20 protein-coding genes are annotated in these 18,782 nt (G+C 65.7%); 14 read left to right on the top strand and 6 right to left on the bottom strand.

Annotated elements, in window-relative coordinates; translation table 11 throughout:
• A partial coding sequence (locus NP3_RS25885; protein ID WP_063044216.1) for a 2'-5' RNA ligase family protein occupies positions 1-354 on the bottom strand: 354 nt, incomplete at its 3' end.
• A gap of 107 nt (positions 355-461) precedes the next feature.
• Between NP3_RS25885 and NP3_RS25890 the strand changes: the two genes are divergently transcribed.
• The 4 genes from NP3_RS25890 to NP3_RS25905 all read left to right on the top strand — a co-directional run bounded on the left by NP3_RS25890 (position 462) and on the right by NP3_RS25905 (position 4,405).
• Positions 462-1,529: an isocitrate/isopropylmalate dehydrogenase family protein gene (locus NP3_RS25890; RefSeq protein ID WP_063044217.1), complete on the top strand. Its 1,068-nt coding sequence runs from the start codon at positions 462-464 to the stop codon at positions 1,527-1,529.
• Between the two features lie 201 nt (positions 1,530-1,730).
• Positions 1,731-2,651 carry an ABC transporter substrate-binding protein gene (locus NP3_RS25895; protein WP_084508984.1) on the top strand — a complete coding sequence of 307 codons (921 nt, stop codon included), beginning with the start codon at positions 1,731-1,733 and terminating at the stop codon, positions 2,649-2,651.
• Positions 2,652-2,654: 3 nt separating this feature from the next.
• Positions 2,655-3,617, top strand: coding sequence for an amino acid ABC transporter permease (locus tag NP3_RS25900; RefSeq protein ID WP_084508983.1), 963 nt, complete (start codon positions 2,655-2,657; stop codon positions 3,615-3,617).
• 35 nt (positions 3,618-3,652) lie between these two features.
• Entirely contained in the window at positions 3,653-4,405 is a 753-nt protein-coding gene (locus NP3_RS25905) for an amino acid ABC transporter ATP-binding protein (RefSeq protein WP_157124551.1), read from the top strand.
• Between the two features lie 2 nt (positions 4,406-4,407).
• Here the strand turns inward: NP3_RS25905 and NP3_RS25910 are convergent, their stop codons facing one another.
• Positions 4,408-5,301, bottom strand: a complete 894-nt coding sequence (locus tag NP3_RS25910) for a LysR family transcriptional regulator (RefSeq protein WP_063044205.1) — start codon at positions 5,299-5,301, stop codon at positions 4,408-4,410.
• A 71-nt stretch (positions 5,302-5,372) separates the two neighbouring features.
• Between NP3_RS25910 and NP3_RS25915 the strand changes: the two genes are divergently transcribed.
• The 3 genes from NP3_RS25915 (at position 5,373) to NP3_RS48235 (ending at position 7,876) form a co-directional block, all read left to right on the top strand.
• The gene (locus NP3_RS25915) at positions 5,373-6,737 is read left to right on the top strand and encodes an FAD-binding oxidoreductase (RefSeq protein ID WP_063044206.1); all 1,365 of its coding nucleotides are present in this window, start codon (positions 5,373-5,375) and stop codon (positions 6,735-6,737) included.
• Positions 6,738-6,812: 75 nt separating this feature from the next.
• Positions 6,813-7,697 carry an SPFH domain-containing protein gene (locus tag NP3_RS25920; protein WP_063044207.1) on the top strand — a complete coding sequence of 295 codons (885 nt, stop codon included), beginning with the start codon at positions 6,813-6,815 and terminating at the stop codon, positions 7,695-7,697.
• A gap of 8 nt (positions 7,698-7,705) precedes the next feature.
• Entirely contained in the window at positions 7,706-7,876 is a 171-nt protein-coding gene (locus tag NP3_RS48235) for a type II toxin-antitoxin system antitoxin (RefSeq protein WP_157124548.1), read from the top strand.
• Positions 7,877-7,953: 77 nt separating this feature from the next.
• Here NP3_RS48235 and NP3_RS25925 read toward each other — a convergent pair whose 3' ends face one another.
• Positions 7,954-8,850 carry an SDR family NAD(P)-dependent oxidoreductase gene (locus NP3_RS25925; protein WP_063044208.1) on the bottom strand — a complete coding sequence of 299 codons (897 nt, stop codon included), beginning with the start codon at positions 8,848-8,850 and terminating at the stop codon, positions 7,954-7,956.
• Positions 8,851-8,893: 43 nt separating this feature from the next.
• On the opposite strand from NP3_RS25925, the gene NP3_RS25930 reads away from it, so the two are divergent.
• Together NP3_RS25930 and NP3_RS25935 are read left to right on the top strand one after the other, a co-directional pair.
• Positions 8,894-9,481 carry a TetR/AcrR family transcriptional regulator gene (locus NP3_RS25930; RefSeq protein ID WP_063044209.1) on the top strand — a complete coding sequence of 196 codons (588 nt, stop codon included), beginning with the start codon at positions 8,894-8,896 and terminating at the stop codon, positions 9,479-9,481.
• 43 nt (positions 9,482-9,524) lie between these two features.
• Positions 9,525-10,106 (top strand): hypothetical protein, encoded by a 582-nt coding sequence (locus tag NP3_RS25935; RefSeq protein WP_063044210.1) that lies wholly within the window; start codon positions 9,525-9,527, stop codon positions 10,104-10,106.
• A gap of 4 nt (positions 10,107-10,110) precedes the next feature.
• Here the strand turns inward: NP3_RS25935 and NP3_RS25940 are convergent, their stop codons facing one another.
• Positions 10,111-10,965, bottom strand: a complete 855-nt coding sequence (locus tag NP3_RS25940) for a class I SAM-dependent methyltransferase (protein ID WP_063044211.1) — start codon at positions 10,963-10,965, stop codon at positions 10,111-10,113.
• A 291-nt stretch (positions 10,966-11,256) separates the two neighbouring features.
• Between NP3_RS25940 and rpsA the strand changes: the two genes are divergently transcribed.
• The 4 genes from rpsA (at position 11,257) to NP3_RS25960 (ending at position 15,587) form a co-directional block, all read left to right on the top strand.
• Positions 11,257-12,726 (top strand): 30S ribosomal protein S1, encoded by a 1,470-nt coding sequence (gene rpsA / locus NP3_RS25945; protein WP_040689126.1) that lies wholly within the window; start codon positions 11,257-11,259, stop codon positions 12,724-12,726.
• A gap of 108 nt (positions 12,727-12,834) precedes the next feature.
• A complete protein-coding gene (locus NP3_RS25950; protein ID WP_157124549.1) occupies positions 12,835-13,185 on the top strand; it encodes a hypothetical protein in 351 nt (116 codons plus the stop codon).
• 130 nt (positions 13,186-13,315) lie between these two features.
• Entirely contained in the window at positions 13,316-14,860 is a 1,545-nt protein-coding gene (locus NP3_RS25955) for a phospholipase C (protein ID WP_063044213.1), read from the top strand.
• 94 nt (positions 14,861-14,954) lie between these two features.
• Positions 14,955-15,587: a TetR/AcrR family transcriptional regulator gene (locus tag NP3_RS25960; RefSeq protein WP_063044214.1), complete on the top strand. Its 633-nt coding sequence runs from the start codon at positions 14,955-14,957 to the stop codon at positions 15,585-15,587.
• Here the strand turns inward: NP3_RS25960 and NP3_RS25965 are convergent.
• Both NP3_RS25965 and NP3_RS48240 read right to left on the bottom strand, forming a co-directional pair.
• Complete coding sequence (locus NP3_RS25965) at positions 15,574-17,814, bottom strand: MMPL family transporter (protein ID WP_063044215.1); 2,241 nt, start codon at positions 17,812-17,814, stop codon at positions 15,574-15,576. The two genes, NP3_RS25960 and NP3_RS25965, sit on opposite strands and share 14 nt — an antisense overlap.
• 178 nt (positions 17,815-17,992) lie before the next feature.
• Complete coding sequence (locus tag NP3_RS48240; RefSeq protein WP_157124550.1) at positions 17,993-18,205, bottom strand: hypothetical protein; 213 nt, start codon at positions 18,203-18,205, stop codon at positions 17,993-17,995.
• 296 nt (positions 18,206-18,501) lie between these two features.
• Between NP3_RS48240 and coaE the strand changes: the two genes are divergently transcribed.
• On the top strand, positions 18,502-18,782 hold a 281-nt coding region (gene coaE, locus NP3_RS25970), incomplete at its 3' end, for a dephospho-CoA kinase (RefSeq protein ID WP_063824915.1).

Raw genomic sequence — 18,782 nt, forward strand, 5'->3', positions numbered from 1 at the left:
GGGTTGCACATTCGACGGTATGCCGGGACACGGCGAAACGACGGCGAAAATACGACGTTGCAGTGCGAGCAGGTGTTCCGAGGGCACCACCGACCGGACCAGGATCGGATTGCGCGCACCGAAGACCAGCACGCCGCCGAGCCGTATCGGAATCGGCCGGAAGGTGAGCTGGTCCAGTGCGTGGTCGATGCGCGGCCAGATCTGCCTGGCCACCGCGACGGTAATATGCGGCCGGTTGGTTTCGGCATGCTTCCCGGCCAAACTCGGAATGCCTGCGTCGGCGAGCAACTGCCACTGCCGCCGGATCTCCGCATCGGCCACATCGTCCAATAACAATTCGACCGACTGCACCATAGTTCACGAGAGGTTAGCCGCCCGCGCCGCTCGATGGGCGGCGAACACGCGGCCCAGTTGTCGGCGTACGAACCGTCTCGCGGGAGGATGGCCAGGTGAACCGTGATATGTCGCCCATGCGACTCGGCCTCATCGAAGGTGACGGCATCGGCCCTGAGGTGGTCCGCGCCACCCGCGCGGTGGTCGACGAAGCGCTCGCCGCGGCCGGCGCGGCCCCGGTCGACTGGGTCGGGTTGCCGATGGGCCGGCACGCCATCGCGGAATTCGGCAATCCGCTGCCGGAGCAGACTCTCGCGGCCCTCGACGAACTCGATGCCTGGATCCTCGGCCCGCACGACAATGCCGCCTACCCTCCCGAACATCGAATCGCACCCGGCGGCGCCATCCGCAAACGCTTCGGCCTCTACGCGAATATTCGCCCCGCCCGTGCCTTCGCCGGAGTCAAGGCGAGCGCTCCCGATATCGACCTGGTGATCGTCCGGGAGAACAGCGAGGGGTTCTACGCCGACCGCAATATGTTCGCCGGGTCGGGCGAGTTCCGGCCCACCCCGGACGTGGCGATGGCGGTCGGCCTGGTCACCCGGCAGGCCTGCGAGCGGATCGCGCACGATGCCTTCCGGCTCGCGGCCGCGCGACGCAAGCGGGTCACCATCGTGCACAAGGCCAATGTGCTGCCCATGACCATGGGCCTGTTCCGCGACGTCTGCTATGACGTCGCCCACGCCTATCCGGGCGTCGAGGTCGACGACGAACACGTCGACGCGGTCGCCGCCCATCTGGTCCGCGCCGCCCATGACTACGACGTGGTGGTGACCGAGAACCTCTTCGGCGACATCCTTTCCGATCTCGCGGGTGAGCTGAGCGGCTCGCTCGGCATCGCCGCATCGCTCAACTGCTCGGCGACCAAGGCGATGGCACAGGCGGTGCACGGCGCCGCGCCCACACTGGCCGGACACAACCGCGCAAACCCGGCGGCGCTGCAACTCTCGGCGGCAATGTTGTTGCACTGGCTGGGAATTCGCGACAACAACCGCGCGTTGTCGAACGCGGGTGAACGCATCGAACGCGCCGTCGCGGGCGCGTTCGCCGCGGGCATTGCCACCGCCGACCTGGGCGGTCTCGCCTCGACGAGCGAATTCACCGAGCAGGTCTGCGCCAGGGTGCACCGGCGCTGACCCGCACCGGCGGGGCGACCGGGAACCCAACTCGTTCGAACACCGGACCGTCCGGTAGGGTCCACCGCCGGTACCTGAGTGTTTGCTGTGCCCGGAGTGTTCCGCACAGAACGGATAATCTTCCGTTACTGTCCAGCACGAAACGCCACGATCGCTTAGATTGCCAAACGGGTGGTGACACCCGGGTTTCTCGAATCCGAAATGTGGAGGGCTGCTGTGTCTGTTCGATCGGTTCTTGGCAGGCGCGCCCTGCAGGCGATGTGCGTACTAGCCGGTGGTGCACTGGTGTTGACGGGCTGTAGTAACTCCGAAGACAACTCGCCCGCGGTGGCGAAGGTACAGGGTATCGACAAGCTCGACACGGCCGCCGCGCTGCTCCCGGACAAGATCAAGCAGTCGGGCAAGCTCGTCGTCGGAGTCAATATCCCCTATCAGCCCAACGAGTACAAGGATCCGAGCGGCAAGATCGTCGGCTTCGATGTCGACCTGATGGACGCGGTTGCCGCGACCCTCGGCCTGAAGGCCGAATACCTCGAGTCCTCCTTCGAGAAGATCATTCCCGCGATCCAGGCAGGGACCTACGACGTCGGCATGTCCTCCATCACCGACTCGAAGGAACGCGAACAGAGCGTCGACTTCACCACCTACTTCAACGCGGGCAGCCAGTGGGCGCAGCAGACGGGTAAGCCGATCGACCCGGACAATGCCTGCGGTAAGCGGGTCGCCGTGCAGGCCACCACGGTTCAGGACACCGACGAGATTCCGGCGCGCAGCAAGAAGTGTGAAGAGGCGGGCAAGCCTGCCATCGATAAGAAGCCGTTCGACGAGCAGAGCGCGGCGACCAACGCACTGGTGCTCGGCCAGGTCGACGCGATGTCGGCGGATTCGCCGGTGACCGCGTACGCGATCAAGAAGAGCGACGGCAAGATCGAGGCGGCGGGCAAGGTCTTCGATTCCGCACCCTACGGTTGGGCCATCCCCAAGGGGTCGGCGCTCGGCAAGGCGCTGCAGGCGGCCGTCCAGCACCTGATCGACAACGGCAAGTACCTCGAGATCACCAAGAACTGGGGTGTGCAGGAAGGCGCGATCACCAAGTCGGTCATCAACGGCGCCGCGGGCTGATCGATGTCGTCATCCGAAACCACGTCGGCGCCCGGCGACAACACCGGGCCCGGCGGGCCGATCGACGCGGCAGAACCGGAGCCGATCAAGGCCGTTCCATTACGTAGGCCGGGCCGCATGATCGCCGCGGCGATCATCCTCGCCCTGCTCGGGTTGTTCATCTACGGCGCGGCCACCAATCCCGCGTACGGATGGGGAACCTATCGAAAGTATTTGTTCGACAGCCGGATCGCCTCCGGCGCGGCGGTCACCCTCGAGCTGACCGTGCTCGCGATGGCGATCGCCATCGTGCTTGGCGCGTTGCTCGCGGTGATGCGGCTGTCGCCGAATCCGGTGTTGCGCGCCGTGGCGTGGGTGTATCTCTGGATCTTCCGTGGCACACCGGTTTTCGTGCAGTTGGTTTTCTGGGGTCTGTTCCCGTCGCTGTACAAGTCGATCCAGCTCGGTGTGCCGTTCGGGCCCGAGTTCGTGCGGATCGACGTGCAGGGACTTCAGGCCGCGTTCGCCTTCGCGGTAATCGGCCTCGCACTGAACGAGGCCGCGTATATGGCCGAAATCGTTCGTGCCGGAATCAATTCCGTCGGCGAGGGGCAGCGCGAGGCCTCGACGGCGCTCGGCATGTCGTGGTCGCAGACCATGCGCAGGACCGTGCTGCCGCAGGCCATGCGGGTGATCATCCCGCCCACCGGCAATGAGCTGATCGGAATGCTCAAGACCACCGCGCTCGTCACCGCGATCCCGTTGAGCACCGACCTGTACGGCCGGGCCCGGGATATCTACGGCGTGAACTTCCAGCCGATTCCATTGCTATTGGTCACCGCCACTTGGTATCTCGCGGTCACCAGCGTGCTGATGATCGGGCAGTACTACCTGGAGCGCTACTACTCGCGAGGCGCCTCGCGGCAGCTGACCGCCAAGCAGCTGCAGGAACTGGCCGACGCTCAGACGATTGTGAAGGCGAAATGAGCGCAGACAAGGTAGAGCCCGCAGGCGTACAGCCGATGATCCGTGCGGATCGGGTGTGCAAGAACTTCGGTGCGCTGCAGGTGCTCAAGGGCATTTCGCTCGAGGTCGGGCGTGGCGATGTGCTCTGCCTGATCGGGCCGTCGGGTTCGGGTAAGTCGACCTTTCTGCGCTGTATCAACCACCTCGAGCAGGTGAATGCGGGTCGGCTCTATGTCGACGGCGATCTGATCGGCTATCGCGAAAAGGGTGGCAAACTCTACGAATTGCACCCGCGCGATGCGGCCAAGCAGCGCCGCGATATCGGCATGGTGTTCCAGCATTTCAACCTGTTCCCACATCGGACGGCGCTGGAGAACATTGTCGAAGCGCCTATCCAGGTGAAGGGCATCCGCAAGGCGGACGCGACGGCTCGTGCGCTCGAGTTGCTGGACCGAGTCGGCATGGGGGACAAGGCGAATGCCTATCCGGCCCAGCTCTCCGGCGGCCAGCAGCAGCGCGTCGCGATCGCCCGTGCGCTGGCCATGGATCCCAAGCTGATGCTCTTCGACGAGCCCACCTCGGCGCTGGATCCGGAATTGGTCGGCGAGGTGCTCGGGGTCATGCGCGAACTCGCCGCCGACGGTATGACCATGGTGGTCGTGACCCACGAAATGGGTTTCGCCCGTGAGGTTGCCGACCAACTGGTGTTCATGGACGGCGGTGTGGTCGTGGAGGCGGGTAATCCGCGCGAGGTGCTCGCCGACCCGAAACATGAACGTACCAAGGCGTTCCTGTCGCGGTTGCTCTGAATTCAGCGACTGCCCAAACCGATACGGAGTTGTCCGAGTAGGACTTTCGCGGCCGGACTGCCCGGGCGATCGCGCCGCCACGCCAGCGCGAGTTGTCCGCGCAGCTCCGGATCGGTGATCGGCAGCACCCGCACCCCGAATGCCGCGGCCTCCTCGGCGGTCAGCGCGGGCACCACCGCGATGCCCAGGCCACGGGCGGCGAGTCGCAGCAATAGTGGGGGAGCGGCGGCCTCGAATGCGATATCGGGTTCGAATCCCGCTGCGGCACAGGCGCGATCGAAGACACCCCGGATGCCGGTGCCGCGCGGTAGACAGATCAGCGGGTGCTCACGCAACTCGTCGAGCGTGATCGATGCACGCTTCTTACCGCCCAGCGCGACCGCCGCGACCACCGGCGTATCGAGCACAACATCTGTGCCGATATCGGCGCCGATCTCCGCACCGGTCAATCCGACCAGGGCGATATCCAGCTCGCCGCTGCGCACCGCCGCGAGCATCCGTTCGGAGGTGTCCTCGGTCAGGCTGATGCCGACCTGCGGGTGATCGTCGTGGAAGTCCGCGAGCACCGAGGCGATATCGAATTCCTCATCGCCCGCGCCGGAGATGCAGCCGAGGCGGACGTGTCCGCGCAGTAGTCCGGTGAATTCGTCCACCGTCGTGGTAATCCGCTCGGTCGCCGCCAGGGCGGCCCTGGCATGCGGCAGCACCGCCGCGCCCACTTCGGTCAAGGTTACCGAGCGGCCGCCGCGATCCAGAAGTTGTTGTCCCAGTTCGTGTTCGAGCTGGCGGATCTGGGCGCTGAGTCCGGGTTGAGCCAGGTGTAATCGGGCGGCGGCGCGGGTGAAGTTGGCCTCCTCGACCACGGTCACGAAGTAGCGGAGTTGGCGCAATTCCATAACTATTGATTATAGGTCCCAGCAGAACTATCTGTTGTACTTCTGGCTGCGTGGGCGGCATCGTCTAAGGCATGGGAAACACCGCAGAGATCACCGACACCTTCACCGGCCCGGTCTTCCGCCCCGGCGACGCCGGATTCGACGAAGAGATCGCTGGCTTCCAGGCCGCTTACCACCACCGCCCCGCACTGGTCGTCGGCGCGGTGCACACAGAGGATGTGCGCGGTGCGGTGGAATACGCCGCGCGCCAAGGACTTCCGGTTGCGGTCCAGGCCACCGGGCACGGACTCTCGGTCGCGGCCGACGGCGGTGTGCTGATCAGCACCCGCCGGATGACCGATATCCGAATCGACCCGCAGGCGCGCACCGCCCGCGTCGGTGCCGGAGTGCGGGCGGCCGCGCTGGTCGAGGCCGCCGCACCGTACGGGCTGGTACCGCTGAACGGGTCCTCGCCGTCGGTCGGGGTCGTCGGCTACAGCCTCGGCGGCGGATTGGGCCTGCTGGCACGGCAATTCGGTTACGCCGCCGAATATGTGCGGTGCATCGAGATCGTCACGGCGGACGGCCGAGTCCGCACGCTGACCCCTGGCGACGAACTCTTCGGCGCGGTGCTCGGCAGCGGTGGCAACTTCGGCGTGGTGACCGCGCTGGAACTGGAACTCGTGCCGGTCGCGACCGTCTACGGCGGTCAGTTGGTCTTCGATACCCCACTGGTCGAGCAGGCCATGGAAGCCTGGAAGGACTGGACCGCGACGCTGCCCGATGAGGTGACCTCGACGGTGACCGTGATGACCTTCCCGCCCATTCCGCAGATTCCGGAGCCGCTGCGCGGGCGCTATGTCGCGTCGATACGGATCGCCTACAACGGATCCGCCGCGGACGGCGAGCTTCTGGTCGCGCCGTTGCGCGCGGTCGGGGATCGTTTGAAGGACGATCTGCGGCTCATGCCGTACACCGAATCGCACACCATCCACAGTGATCCCGACCACCCGCATGCCTACGCCGCCACCAACGCCTTGCTCGGTGAGCTCACCGGAGAAACGTTGTCGGCCTTGCTCGCTGCCACCGGACCCGAATCGACGATTCAGGCGGTGGTCGATATCCGGCACCTCGGCGGTGCGCTCGGCAGGCGTGGTCCTGCGGGGATTGCCGTGGACAACCGGGATGCCGAGTACATCGTCCGCGTCATCACCATGCCCGGGCCCGATGCGGGTGACGCCGCGCCCGAGGATCATGCGGTGGTTCGCACGGCACTCGCGCCGTGGACCGTCGGCCACAGCCTGAACTTCCTCTACGGTGCGGGTGCCGCGGCCGACGAGGCGCAGACCCGAGGTGGCTACGCGCCGGACACCTACGCCCGGCTGGCCGTGCTGAAGGCGAAGTACGACTCCCGCAACATGTTCCGCTTCAACCGCAACATCACACCTGCGAACTGATGCCGCGACCGCCCTATCGCCGGGGCGCGGCCTGATGCTATCTTCGTGATATCACTTTGATACTCGGAGGATGTCATGAAGCTTCGGTCGGCGTTCCACGTCAACGGCTTTCTCGTGCTGGTGTCGTGGTTTGTCCTCACGCTCCTGATCGGCGGCGGCGCCATTGCCGGATACGCCGTGGCCGCGCACAACGACAATGTGCTCGCCCTCGTCGGCGCGATCATCGCGACCGTGGTCGTGGTCGTGCTCCTGCTGCTGGCCACCGGGCTCACCGTGGTGAATCCCAACGAGGCCAAGGTCGTTCAGTTCTTCGGCCGCTACATCGGCTCGCTGAGTGAACCCGGCTTCTACTCGGTGGTGCCGCTCACCGACCGGCGCAGCATCTCGCTGAAGGTGCGTAACTTCGAAACCCAGAAGCTCAAGGTCAACGATGCCGACGGCAATCCGGTGGAGATCGCCGCCGTCGTGGTCTATCGGGTGGTCGACAGCTTCAAGGCCGCCTTTTCCGTCGACGACTACGAGGAGTACGTGGAGACCCAGTCCGAGGCAGCGGTGCGGCATCTGGCCACGACGCACCCCTACGACGCGCACGACCAGAACACCACCAGTCTGCGCGACGGCGCCGAGGTGGCCGAGGAATTGACCATCGAATTGCGCGATCGCACCGATCTGGCGGGCATCGAGGTCATCGAGGCCAGGATCACTCACCTCGCCTACGCGCCGGAGATCGCCCAGGCCATGCTCGTTCGGCAGCAGGCGGCCCAGGTGGTCGCCGCGCGCACCCGCATTGTCGAGGGCGCGGTGGGTATGGTCCGCCTCGCGCTGGACCGGCTCGCCGAACAGAGCGTCGTCGAACTCGACGAGGAACGCAAGGCCGCGATGGTCTCGAACCTGCTGGTCGTGCTCTGCGGCGATCGCGCCACCCAACCCGTCGTCAATACCGGCTCGCTCTACTCCTGAGTCGCCTCATGGCCGAGCGCAAGAAGATCCTGCTACGCCTGGACCCGGCGATACACGAGGCGGTCGCCCAATGGGCCGCCGACGACCTGCGCAGTATCAATGCCCAGATCGAGTACGCACTGCGCCTTGCGTTGAAACAGGCGGGCCGAAGCCCGAAGGCGAAACCGGCCGAGGAGTAGCCGGAATAAGCTCTGCCGCAACGATGCCGAATACCCCACGGGTATTCGGCATCGTCGGTATTCGGTCCGACGATGTATCAGCGCGCGAGTTCGCCGAGGAGTTTCAGACTGTCGGTGTACAGCGCGTGTTGCGCGTCGCGGTCATAGGACGCCTTCGACGACGGTTTCGCGGTGCGGCCCACGAAATACCGGCCGGACACCTCGTCGAGCGACGGATCCGTGACCAGCCACGCGAGATCCTCACCGGATCGGCGCGGCGTATTGACACCGGGCAATAGCACCAGACCCCGAGCGACCGTGCGCCACAACAGTTGTGCCGCCGACCCGGCATCCCTGGCGAGTCCGGTGCCCGGCATCAGTCCGGGATCGAAGGCATTCACCGTGATGCCGCGCGCCTCGAACTGCCGCGCCAATTCGTAGGTGGTCTGCAGGTTCGCCAACTTCGACGTGCTGTAGCGGCGACGGCCGTCGCGCTGCGCGGATTCGGTCGACTCGGGTGGGTAGGCGAGTGCGCGGACATTGGTATCCAGTGGATCGGGCATGCCGGTGAACTGATCCGGATTGTGCGTGCCCGAGCTGACGAAGACGATGCGCGCGGGCGCGATCAGGTCGTCGAGCAGTGCTTGGACCAGTGCGACGTGTCCGAGATGGTTGACGCCGAAGGTGGCCTCGATGCCGTCCTCGGTGTAGCTGCGGCGGGTGAATTGCAGTCCGGCATTGCATACCAGCGCATGCAACGGGGGCAGTCCGCTCCTGCGGAATTCGTCGGCGAAATGGGCGACGGAGGCCAGTGCGCCGAGGTCGAGCGTTGCCGCACGCGCGCCGATCGCGGCGGCCTCCGTCCGGGCCCGCTCGGCGTCGCGCCCGGTCACGATGACCGTCCATCGTGGATCGGCGGCGAGCGCCCTCGCGCATTCACGGCCGAGTCCGCTGGTGCCGCCGGTGATCACAACAGTTCTGTCGCTTGTTGCCATATGGCAGAGTCTGCCATATGGCGCGCTGTGCGACAATATTCCGATGTCATTGCGGGATCGGAAGAAGGAGCGGACCAGGCGAGCGATCGCCGATGCCGCGCTGCGATTGTTCGTCGAGCGCGGGTATGACGCCGTGACCGTCGCGGATATCGCCGCCGAGGCCGAAGTCGGGACGCGCACCCTGCACCGCTACTACGCGAGCAAGGACGAATTGCTGTTCGCCGAGGACGACGAGCATCGTGCGGAGCTGGCTCGGCTATTGGCCGACCGTCCGGCGGACGAATCGCCGGAGGAAACCATGGCAGCGGTCATCGGACCACTGGTCGAGCGTTTCGCCGACCGCATCGCGGACGCGCGTGCCCGCGATGGGCTGATCGCGGGCAATCCGGCACTGCAGGCCCGCGAGCTGGCCAAGCGAAACGCGGTCGAATCCCTTGTCGCCGAACACCTTGCGCGCCGATTGGGCGTTGCGGCGGGCACCGATGTGCGGCCGCTGCTGTGGGCCAAAGTCGGCATGGCCTGTTTCTTCGCGGGCTACGAGATCTGGCTGCACACCGGCGGCGACCTCGGCTCGCATATCAGCGACGCGCGAACCGCATTGCTCGATGAATTTCGTTCGGCCGGTATCTGACCCGCCGCTTCAGACGATGCCGAGTCCGCAGTAGCGTGATCGGGTGCCAATTTCGTTCGACACCAGTGGATTACAGCAGCTCGACAGCAACGCGTGGCGGGACCCTGCAACGGGCGACATCGTCCAATTGAGTTACTTCGATCTGGTACCAGATCTGCCCGCGCCACTGACGGACCTGGCCACGCTGCGCTGCGGGCTCGCCGAGATCCATGCCGAAAGCGGTTGTCTCATCGAGGCTTTCGTCGTCGGTATTGATTCGCAACCCGCGCTGCTGCGGCTGCAGAAGATGCGACAGCCGGGTCAGCCGACGGGCCTGGTCTTCGCCGCCTCGCTCACCGTGCCGAAAGCGACCTGCAGTGCGGTGCTACAGATCCTCTGCCCGGAGACCGGCACCACCGGAATCCGTGAGGCGGTACTCGCACTGGAAATCGGCTTCGACAATATGTACCCGCCCCATCCGTACGCACCCGGTCTGCAAGGCGCGCTGCCCTACAACATGGCCGATGACCTGCGCTGGGACGAGCGCTTCCCCGATCATCCGCTCTCGCGTGCCCGCCGCTGGGTGGCGTATACCTGCCCCGCCGCCCGTCTCGATCCGAATTTCGCGGCCCTCGCGGCGTTCTGAGAAATCAAGCATCGGCCGGTTTGTGGGTGACGAAGATGGCGGTGCCGGGGAACAACTCACCCCGCAGCGGACTCCACTGTCCCCACTCCCGCTCGAGCCATTCCGGCCAGTCCGGTTCGACGATGTCATCGAGCACCAGCCCCGAGGCGACGATCTCGCGCACCCGATCCCCGATGGTGCGGTGGTGTTCGACGTAGGTCGGCGCGCCGTCGCTGTCGACCTCTACATACGGCGTGCGGTCGAAATAGGGGATCGAGGCGGTCAGACCGGCGGGTCCGGGGTCGTCCGGAAATATCCAGCGCATCGGATGGTTCACCGAGAACACCCAGCGACCGCCCGGCCGCAACACTCGCGCAACCTCGCGCATCACCAGTTCGGAGTCCGCGACGAACGGGACCGCGCCGAAGGACGAACACGCCAGATCGAAGGATTCATCCGCGAACGGCAATGCCTCCGCCCCCGCCTGCACCAATGGCACCCGCGGTCCGCCGCGCGACATCGCGGCGAGTCCGCGCGTGAGCATCCCCATGGACAGGTCGAGCCCGACCGGCTGTGCCCCCTGCCCGGCCAGCCAGCGCGAACACGGTGCGGATCCGCATCCGATCTCCAGGATCCGCTTACCGGCGACCTCGCCGAGGAAATGCATATCGCCCTCGTGCAAGCCCTCCGGGCACCAGATGAATTCGCCCTCGGGCGAGTCGACGCCGAGAAAGTCGGCGTGGGTTTCGTGATACTGGTCCGCATCGGCATCCCACCAGCGCCGACTGGCCTGCTGACTGGCGACCGAGCCGATTCTGGTCCGCGCGGTCGCGGTGGTCCCTAGCAGTGCATTTGCCTGCGCATGGCGATCTTCCGACACGCCGTCAGACTATCCCGGCGTGGCGTCGGGACCGGTTTGCCCGGCCGGACCAAGGTCGCGTACGCTGAACGCGCGAGTGTCTTGGGTACTGCCCGTACCGGTGTCATTGCAGTAACAATCTGCGGGGGCAACTGTACAGAAGTAACGCCAACACCCGTGCTGAGTTTCACAAGCGTTTGCGTGCGGTACGTTCAATATGTCCGTCACGTCGCGTCATCGCGGTGAGATCGCAGCGTACCGAAAGTTCCAATGTCCGCAACCGACCACAATCCGTCCGGAGCAAACCGACACATGCCCACCACCGTCACCTCGCCGCAGGTAGCCGTCAACGACATCGGCTCCGCCGAGGACTTCCTCGCCGCCATCGACGCCACGATCAAGTACTTCAACGACGGCGACATCGTCGAAGGAACCATCGTCAAGGTCGATCGCGACGAGGTCCTGCTCGACATCGGTTACAAGACCGAAGGCGTCATCCCCTCTCGCGAACTCTCCATCAAGCACGATGTCGACCCCAACGAGGTCGTTTCCGTGGGCGATGAGGTCGAGGCTCTTGTTCTCACCAAGGAGGACAAGGAAGGCCGCCTGATCCTGTCGAAGAAGCGGGCGCAGTACGAGCGGGCGTGGGGCACCATCGAGGAGCTCAAGGAGAAGGACGAGGCCGTCAAGGGCACCGTCATCGAGGTCGTCAAGGGCGGTCTGATCCTGGACATCGGCCTGCGCGGCTTCCTCCCCGCCTCCCTGGTCGAGATGCGCCGGGTCCGCGATCTCCAGCCGTACGTCGGCAAGGAGATCGAGGCCAAGATCATCGAGCTGGACAAGAACCGCAACAATGTGGTCCTGTCCCGCCGCGCCTGGCTCGAGCAGACCCAGTCCGAGGTCCGCAGCGAGTTCCTGCACCAGCTGCAGAAGGGCCAGGTCCGCAAGGGTGTGGTCTCGTCGATCGTCAACTTCGGCGCGTTCGTCGATCTCGGCGGCGTCGACGGTCTGGTGCACGTCTCCGAGCTGTCCTGGAAGCACATCGACCACCCGTCCGAGGTTGTCGAGGTCGGCAACGAGGTCACCGTCGAGGTCCTCGACGTCGACCTGGACCGTGAGCGGGTTTCGCTGTCGCTCAAGGCGACCCAGGAAGACCCGTGGCGTCAGTTCGCCCGCACCCACGCGATCGGCCAGATCGTGCCGGGCAAGGTCACCAAGCTGGTTCCGTTCGGTGCGTTCGTGCGCGTCGAAGAGGGCATCGAGGGCCTGGTGCACATCTCTGAGCTGGCCGAGCGCCACGTGGAGGTCCCGGACCAGGTTGTCGCGGTCGGCGACGACGCGATGGTCAAGGTCATCGACATCGACCTGGAGCGTCGCCGGATCTCGCTGTCGCTGAAGCAGGCGAACGAGGACTACCACGCCGAGTTCGATCCGTCGAAGTACGGCATGGCCGACAGCTACGACGACCAGGGCAACTACATCTTCCCCGAGGGCTTCGACCCCGACACCAACGAGTGGCTCGAGGGCTTCGACAAGCAGCGCGAAGAGTGGGAAGGCCGCTACGCCGAGGCGGAGCGTCGCCACAAGATGCACACCGCGCAGATGGAGAAGATGGCGGCCGACGCCGCGGCCGAGGCCGCGAACGGCGGCGGCGCGTCGGGCAACTACTCCTCCGAGAGTGGTTCGCAGGCGTCCTCCGGCCAGGCCGAGCCCGCGGGCGGTTCGCTCGCCAGCGACGCCCAGCTCGCCGCCCTGCGTGAGAAGCTCTCCGGCAACGCCTGATTCGTAGAGCTGTAGCGAAGGCCCCGGTCCGATCGGACCGGGGCCTTTGTGTGATTGGAGCGCGAGCAACATGGCGAACAGGCCGAAAACCTAGGCAGGAAGCTGGAATTGCGGGAGCTGGAACTCGACGGTGAGATCGCCGTCGGGGCCCGGCGCTCGCGTGCGGCGCATGATGATGCCCTGCTCGATCTGGAGCGGGATCGGATTCGCATCGACAATACGAACCACCGCTCGGCCGCAGCTACGCAGGCGCAGCTGGTCGATTCGCTCCCGCAGATCGTCGTGCAGTTGCCGACGCCCGGCGAGTTGACGACGTATCAGCTCGGCGGGGATCTGTCCGGGCTGTCCGCGCTCATCGGGCAGCTGACGCGAGTGCTCGAAACATGGTCGGCGGCACGGCCGATGAGCGTGAGCGGGGCCGTTTTCGACGAGTCCGGGGATCAGGTGAACCGCCGATAGCGACAAGTCGGACAATTGACCAACTTCGCCGGAATGTGTGCCCGCCTCAGCGATAGGGTGCAGGCTAGTCGGCAGCCTGCTGGCAAGATCAACACCGACCGATCGGCCCGGATGAGAAGGAACACCACGCATGTGCGCAGCGAGTCCGTTCAGCGGTCTCAACCGTAGGCAGTTCCTGGCGAAGGCCGCCGCGGCGGGAGCCGTTGGCGCATTGGCGTCCTGGGCCAACCCGATCATCGAACGCGCCTATGCCGCCGATCCGGCCGGGACCGGCGGCCTCGGCGATATCGAGCATTTCGTGCTGCTCATGCAGGAAAACCGTTCCTTCGACCACTATTTCGGCACCATGCCCGGTGTGCGTGGCTTCGGCGAGGCGTCAAAGGCGTGGCAGCAGTACGGATGGACGCCAGGTGTCGGTCCGGCCCCGGACGGCTTCGTGAATCCGTTCCGCCTCGACACCACCCGCGGCGCGACCCTTGACGGTGAATGCATCAACGATCCGGACCACAGCTGGGGCGGTATGCACCGGGCCTGGAACGGCGGCGCCAACGATCAGTGGATGCCGATGTCCATTGCCAGCGTCGGCCCGGCCAACGCACCCGCGGCCATGGGCTACTACCTGCGCGAGGACATTCCGATCCACCACGAACTCGCCGATGCGTTCACTATCTGCGACAACTACCACTGTTCGGTCCTCGGCCCGACAGACCCGAACCGGCTGTACTGGATCAGCGCCAGCATCGACCCGGACGGCGTGGCCGGTGGGCCGCTGCTGGAGACGCCCACGCTGATTCCGCAGCACGTCTACAGTTGGCGCACCTTCCCGGAGAACCTCTCCGAGGCGGGCGTCAGCTGGAAGGTCTACAACAATCGTGATGTCGGCCCGCTGTCCTCGGTGATTCTGGACGGCATGCTCGGCTGTTTCACCCAATCCTCGGATCCGAATTCCGAATTGGCTCGGCGCGGTCTTGCGCCGGTGTATCCCAACGACTTTCAGGCCGATGTCGCCAATGACACGCTACCCGCCGTGTCCTGGGTGATTCCGTCGTTGATCAACTGCGAACATCCCGCGTTGCCCGCGGCGTTCGGCGCGTACGGCATCGTGCAACTGCTCGATATCCTCACCTCCAATCCGAAGGTGTGGGAGAAGACCGCGCTGATCATCAGCTACGACGAGAACGGCGGCTTCTTCGACCACGTCACCCCGCCGACCGCGCCCGCGGGCACACCGGGCGAATTCGTCACCGTGCCGCTGGATCGGGTAAAGGCTTCGAACGGTATCGCGGGTCCGATCGGTTTGGGGTATCGCGTTCCCGGCCTGGTGATTTCGCCGTACAGCCGCGGCGGGCTGGTCGCCTCGGAGACCTTCGATCACACCTCCCAGCTGCGGCTGCTGGAAACCCGCTTCGGCGTCGAGGTGCCGAATCTGACGCGGTGGCGGCGCAGCGTCACCGGCGATATGACCTCGGCCTTCGATTTCGGCTCGACCCCGGATGCGGCGAAGCCGGTGCTGAGTGATCCGAAGCCGAAGATGGATGCCGCGATCGCCCAGTGCGGCCCGAATATCGCACTGGGCACCGCGACCAAGGGTGTTCCGTATCCGGTGCCGCCCAACCAGATGCCGACTCAGCAGCCCGGCTCGCGACGCCGTCCGAGTGGCATCGTGCGGGGCTAGGCGGTGGCCTCGCCTGTGGCTCGTCCAAGCGGAAGGTACTAGTGACGGACCAAGTCCGGCTGCGCCCGATCAGGTCGCGGGTATTCTTGCCCTGATGTCCGAGTCCGCCGTCGAGTTCACCGGGACCGCCTGGGAACGCAGGAAGATCGAGGCGATGAGCCGTATCCAGCGTGTCGCGCTGGATCTGTTCGATGCGCACGGATATCGCGATGTGACGGTGGAGCGGGTCGCGGCGGCGGCCGCGGTGTCGCCGAGTTCGGTGTACCGGTACTTCGGCACCAAGGAGATGCTCGTTCTCTACGACGAGGCCGATCCGCGAGTACTCGATGTGCTGCGGACGGCTGGTGGCGGCGATACCGTCGAACCCGCCGAGCTGATCCGCGTCGCGCGTTTGATCGTCCCGGTGCTGATCGAATCGCTGCTGACCGCCGAATCGGAGCGGCGGATCCGCAGGCGGCTGCGGTATGTCGCGACGATCCCGGAGATCAAGGACGGGCAGACCAGGCAGATGCGGGATATGGCCGACCAATTCCGGGTGCTGTTCGCCGAACGGATCGGCCGCCGGGCCGACGACCTGACGATCGGGATCGCCGCGGCCTTCGGTGTGTGGGGATGTGTTGCGGCCCTGGATCATTGGGCCGCCGAGGATTTCACCGAACCGCTGAAGGATGTCTACACCAAGGCGATCGGCTCGATCATCGATTCGATCGAGGTCATGTTCCGATAGTCGCGGCCGTTTCCGTCGTGCGCCCGCCGACACGCGGCAGCCACCAGTTCCAGCGGCCGAACAACTGCATGAAGGCGGGCACCAGTACCAGCCGGACCAGCAGTGCGTCGATGGTGATGGCCACGGCGAGCGCGAAACCGATCTGCTTCAGCTCCAACACATTCGCGGTCAGGAAGCTCGCGAAAACCGCGACCATGATGGCCGCCGCCGCGGTGATCGGCCGGGCGGTGCGTTGCAGTCCATCCGCGACCGCGGCGGTATTGTCGCCGATTTCGTCCCAATGTTCCTTCATCCGCCGGATCAGGAATACCTCGTAATCCATGGATAGGCCGAACAATACGGCGAATACCAGCATCGGCAGATACACCTGCAGGAATCCGGTGCTGTGGAAGCCGAGTGCGGATTCGCCGACGCCGTACTGGAATACCGCGACGGTCAGTCCGAGTGCGGCGCCGGTGGCCAGCAGGTTGAGCAGTATTGCCTCGAGTGCCAGGACGACACTGCGGAATGCCACGATCAGGAATGCCAGCGATACCGTCAATACGAGCGTGATCACCCAGGGAAAGCGGGCGGTAATTCGGTGCGACACATCGGCGAACGCCGCCGATGTGCCGCCGACTCGAATTTCGACACCGTCGAGAGACGTTGCACGAGAACGGATATCGGCGACCACATCGGTGGCAGCGGTCGAGTCGAAGGCGGCCTTCGGCACTACGATGGCCAGTATCCGGCCGTCGGACTGCTGCGGCAGCACCGTGGCGATGCGCGGGTCGCGGGACAGTTCGGCGATGAATCGATCGGCGTCGGAACGGGTTTCGTCACCGAGCGGCCCGCAGTCCGGGCCGGTGGCGACCACCTCGATCGGCGCGAGCAGCCCGGGACCGAAGTTGTCCGCGACGAGTTCGGTCGCCTGCCCGGTCGGTCGATCCGCGAGTGAGGTGAGGCCCATATCGACGCCGTAGCGGATGCCGGTGATCGGTGCCGCCGCGGCCAGTAGCAGACCGACCCCGATCGCGCCGAAAAGGACAGGGCGTCCCATGACGGTATGCGCCCACCGCGCCCACGCGCTCGATGCCGTCGCGGACCGGACCTCGGCGGGCCGCAGCCGGAGCGGCAGCGCAGCGCGATTCACCGCCGGGCCCAGCGCCGCCAGCAGCGCGGGCAATAGGGTGAAGGCCGCGATCAGCGTGGCGATGACGGCCACCACCACACCGATCGCGACACCGTTCAGCATCGGCAGCCCGACCACCGACAGTGCGCTAAGGGAGATCATCACGATGAATCCGGAGGCCAGAATGGTGCGGCCGGTCGTATCCAGCGCCGTGCCGACGGCTGCCGCGATGGCCTGTGTCGATCGTCGATCGCGCACTCCGCGCCGGGTCAACTCCTCGTTGAATCGGCTCACGATGAACATCGCGTAGTCGATCGCGGTGCCGGTGGCGATCATGGTGGCCACCGAGAGCACCAGCGAATCGAAGGTCAGAAAGGTGGTCAGGCCGAAGAGCGCGCCCACGGCCACCGCGATGCCCGCCGCCGTGACCGTAATGGGCAGGGTGGCCGCGACCACCGCGCCGAGGGCCAGCACCAGCACCGCGGTCGCCACGGGTAGGCCGATGGCCTCGGCGCGTTGCATATCGGTGGTCTCGATGTCGATGAGATCGGCCTGTGCGGGCGCGAACCCGGTGATCATGACGTCGACGTCCGAACCCGAAGCGGCAGCCAATTCGGACTTCAGCTGTCGGGCGATCGCGACGCGCTCCGGTGTTTCGCCATCGACGCCGACGATGCCGAAGGCGGTGTGCCGGTCGGCCGAGATCTGGGCGGCGGCATTGCCTTCGAACGGGCCGATCGCACCTGCCACGCCAGCGGCGGCACGGGTGGTGCCCAGCGCCCGATCGATCACCGTGCGGAACTCCGGCGTGTCGACGGTGCGCTGCTCGGAATGGAAGACGATGAGGTCCTGTTCGGTGCCGAAGCGCGTGAAGTGTTCGGCGACCAGGTGATCGACGGTCACCGATTCGGATCCGGGGACCGAATAATCGGGCGTGCTGAGGCGGTCGTGGAGTGCCGGATAGGCCGATCCGCAGGCGATCGCGAAGAGCAGCCAGGCACCGAGCACGACGCGGCGATGGCGGGCCATCAGTGCGCCCCAGCGGCCGACCGCGCCCAGTTTTCCGGTGTCCGTGGACTCGGGTGAGTCCGTCTTGGTCGCGGTCAGCTGCGTCATCGCCCCTCCACAGACAACCTGAGAGTCACTCTCAGGTATTTTCCGCCATCCTAAGGAGGTCCGCTGATAAAGTGCAAGTGACTGTCAGAAATTCGGGTGTACTGACGGCAGCACGAAGTGACCCAACCCCTGATGGGGCTGGGTCACCGGAAGTTTATGGCCGGATAGGCGGCTGAAATCAGCTGGCGGTCGCAGGCGCCCAGTACGCGGTCGCGGCAGCGGAGCGTTTTCGCATGGCCGCGAAGCTGTGCCGGGCGGGGCTGATCAAAGCGGTGAACCACGAGCGGCGGTGCTCGGCGAGCGCGGCCGCGACGGCGGGGTGCTTGATGCAGTGCATGCCCCCCGCCTTACCCAGGCGGTGGCGACCCACCTGGTTGATTTTGGTGCCCAATGATGTTCCTTTGCTTGCTGGTGCTGGCCTGGATCGCCACGGCGAAGATTAGTCGAACGAAAGTGTTCGGCACAGTATTTTGCACGAGTAATTGCCTCGGCGTGTCGGAAAGTTGCGGTCCGGGGGCGGGAATCGATCGGAAATGTTGCGAGATGGTCTCGGCCTAGTCACGGATCGGGCAAATGGTGTTTCAGACGGTGGAATGCGCGGCGCGAGTGGGTATTCGAGTCGATTGGGTGGATTGCGCGCACAGGGGGTTGCGCTCGGCGCGACATCGCGGATGCGAGACTGGTCGAATGTTGCGGATCGGCCTCACCGGAGGCATGGGAGCGGGCAAGTCGACGGTGGCGCGGATTCTCGCCGAGCTCGGTGCGGTGATCGTCGATTCCGATGTGATCGCCAGGGAGGTCGTCGAACCGGGTACCGAGGGCCTCACGGCGTTGGCGGCGGCGTTCGGCCCCGACATCCTCGCCGCCGACGGCAGCCTGGACCGGCCGGCGCTGGCGGCCAAGGCATTCGGAAACGACGACGCCCGCGCGACGTTGAATTCCATTGTCCATCCATTGGTCGGTAAACG

Origin of the sequence: Nocardia pseudovaccinii NBRC 100343, from assembly GCF_001613225.1 — a bacterium.
Classification (GTDB): Bacteria; Actinomycetota; Actinomycetes; order Mycobacteriales; family Mycobacteriaceae; genus Nocardia; species Nocardia pseudovaccinii.

Bases quoted from the DNA above. Each gene is read 5' to 3' on its own strand.
- NP3_RS48235 (WP_157124548.1), top strand. From the start codon at position 7,706: ATGGCCGAGCGCAAGAAGATCCTGCTACGCCTGGACCCGGCGATACAC.
- NP3_RS25890 (WP_063044217.1), top strand. From the start codon at position 462: ATGTCGCCCATGCGACTCGGCCTCATCGAAGGTGACGGCATCGGCCCT.
- NP3_RS25930 (WP_063044209.1), top strand. From the start codon at position 8,894: ATGTCATTGCGGGATCGGAAGAAGGAGCGGACCAGGCGAGCGATCGCC.
- NP3_RS25965 (WP_063044215.1), bottom strand. From the start codon at position 17,814: ATGACGCAGCTGACCGCGACCAAGACGGACTCACCCGAGTCCACGGAC.
- NP3_RS25925 (WP_063044208.1), bottom strand. From the start codon at position 8,850: ATGGCAACAAGCGACAGAACTGTTGTGATCACCGGCGGCACCAGCGGA.
- NP3_RS25960 (WP_063044214.1), top strand. From the start codon at position 14,955: ATGTCCGAGTCCGCCGTCGAGTTCACCGGGACCGCCTGGGAACGCAGG.
- NP3_RS25910 (WP_063044205.1), bottom strand. From the start codon at position 5,301: ATGGAATTGCGCCAACTCCGCTACTTCGTGACCGTGGTCGAGGAGGCC.
- NP3_RS25905 (WP_157124551.1), top strand. From the start codon at position 3,653: ATGATCCGTGCGGATCGGGTGTGCAAGAACTTCGGTGCGCTGCAGGTG.
- NP3_RS25915 (WP_063044206.1), top strand. From the start codon at position 5,373: ATGGGAAACACCGCAGAGATCACCGACACCTTCACCGGCCCGGTCTTC.
- NP3_RS25900 (WP_084508983.1), top strand. From the start codon at position 2,655: ATGTCGTCATCCGAAACCACGTCGGCGCCCGGCGACAACACCGGGCCC.
- rpsA (WP_040689126.1), top strand. From the start codon at position 11,257: ATGCCCACCACCGTCACCTCGCCGCAGGTAGCCGTCAACGACATCGGC.
- NP3_RS25955 (WP_063044213.1), top strand. From the start codon at position 13,316: ATGTGCGCAGCGAGTCCGTTCAGCGGTCTCAACCGTAGGCAGTTCCTG.
- NP3_RS25920 (WP_063044207.1), top strand. From the start codon at position 6,813: ATGAAGCTTCGGTCGGCGTTCCACGTCAACGGCTTTCTCGTGCTGGTG.
- NP3_RS25895 (WP_084508984.1), top strand. From the start codon at position 1,731: ATGTGGAGGGCTGCTGTGTCTGTTCGATCGGTTCTTGGCAGGCGCGCC.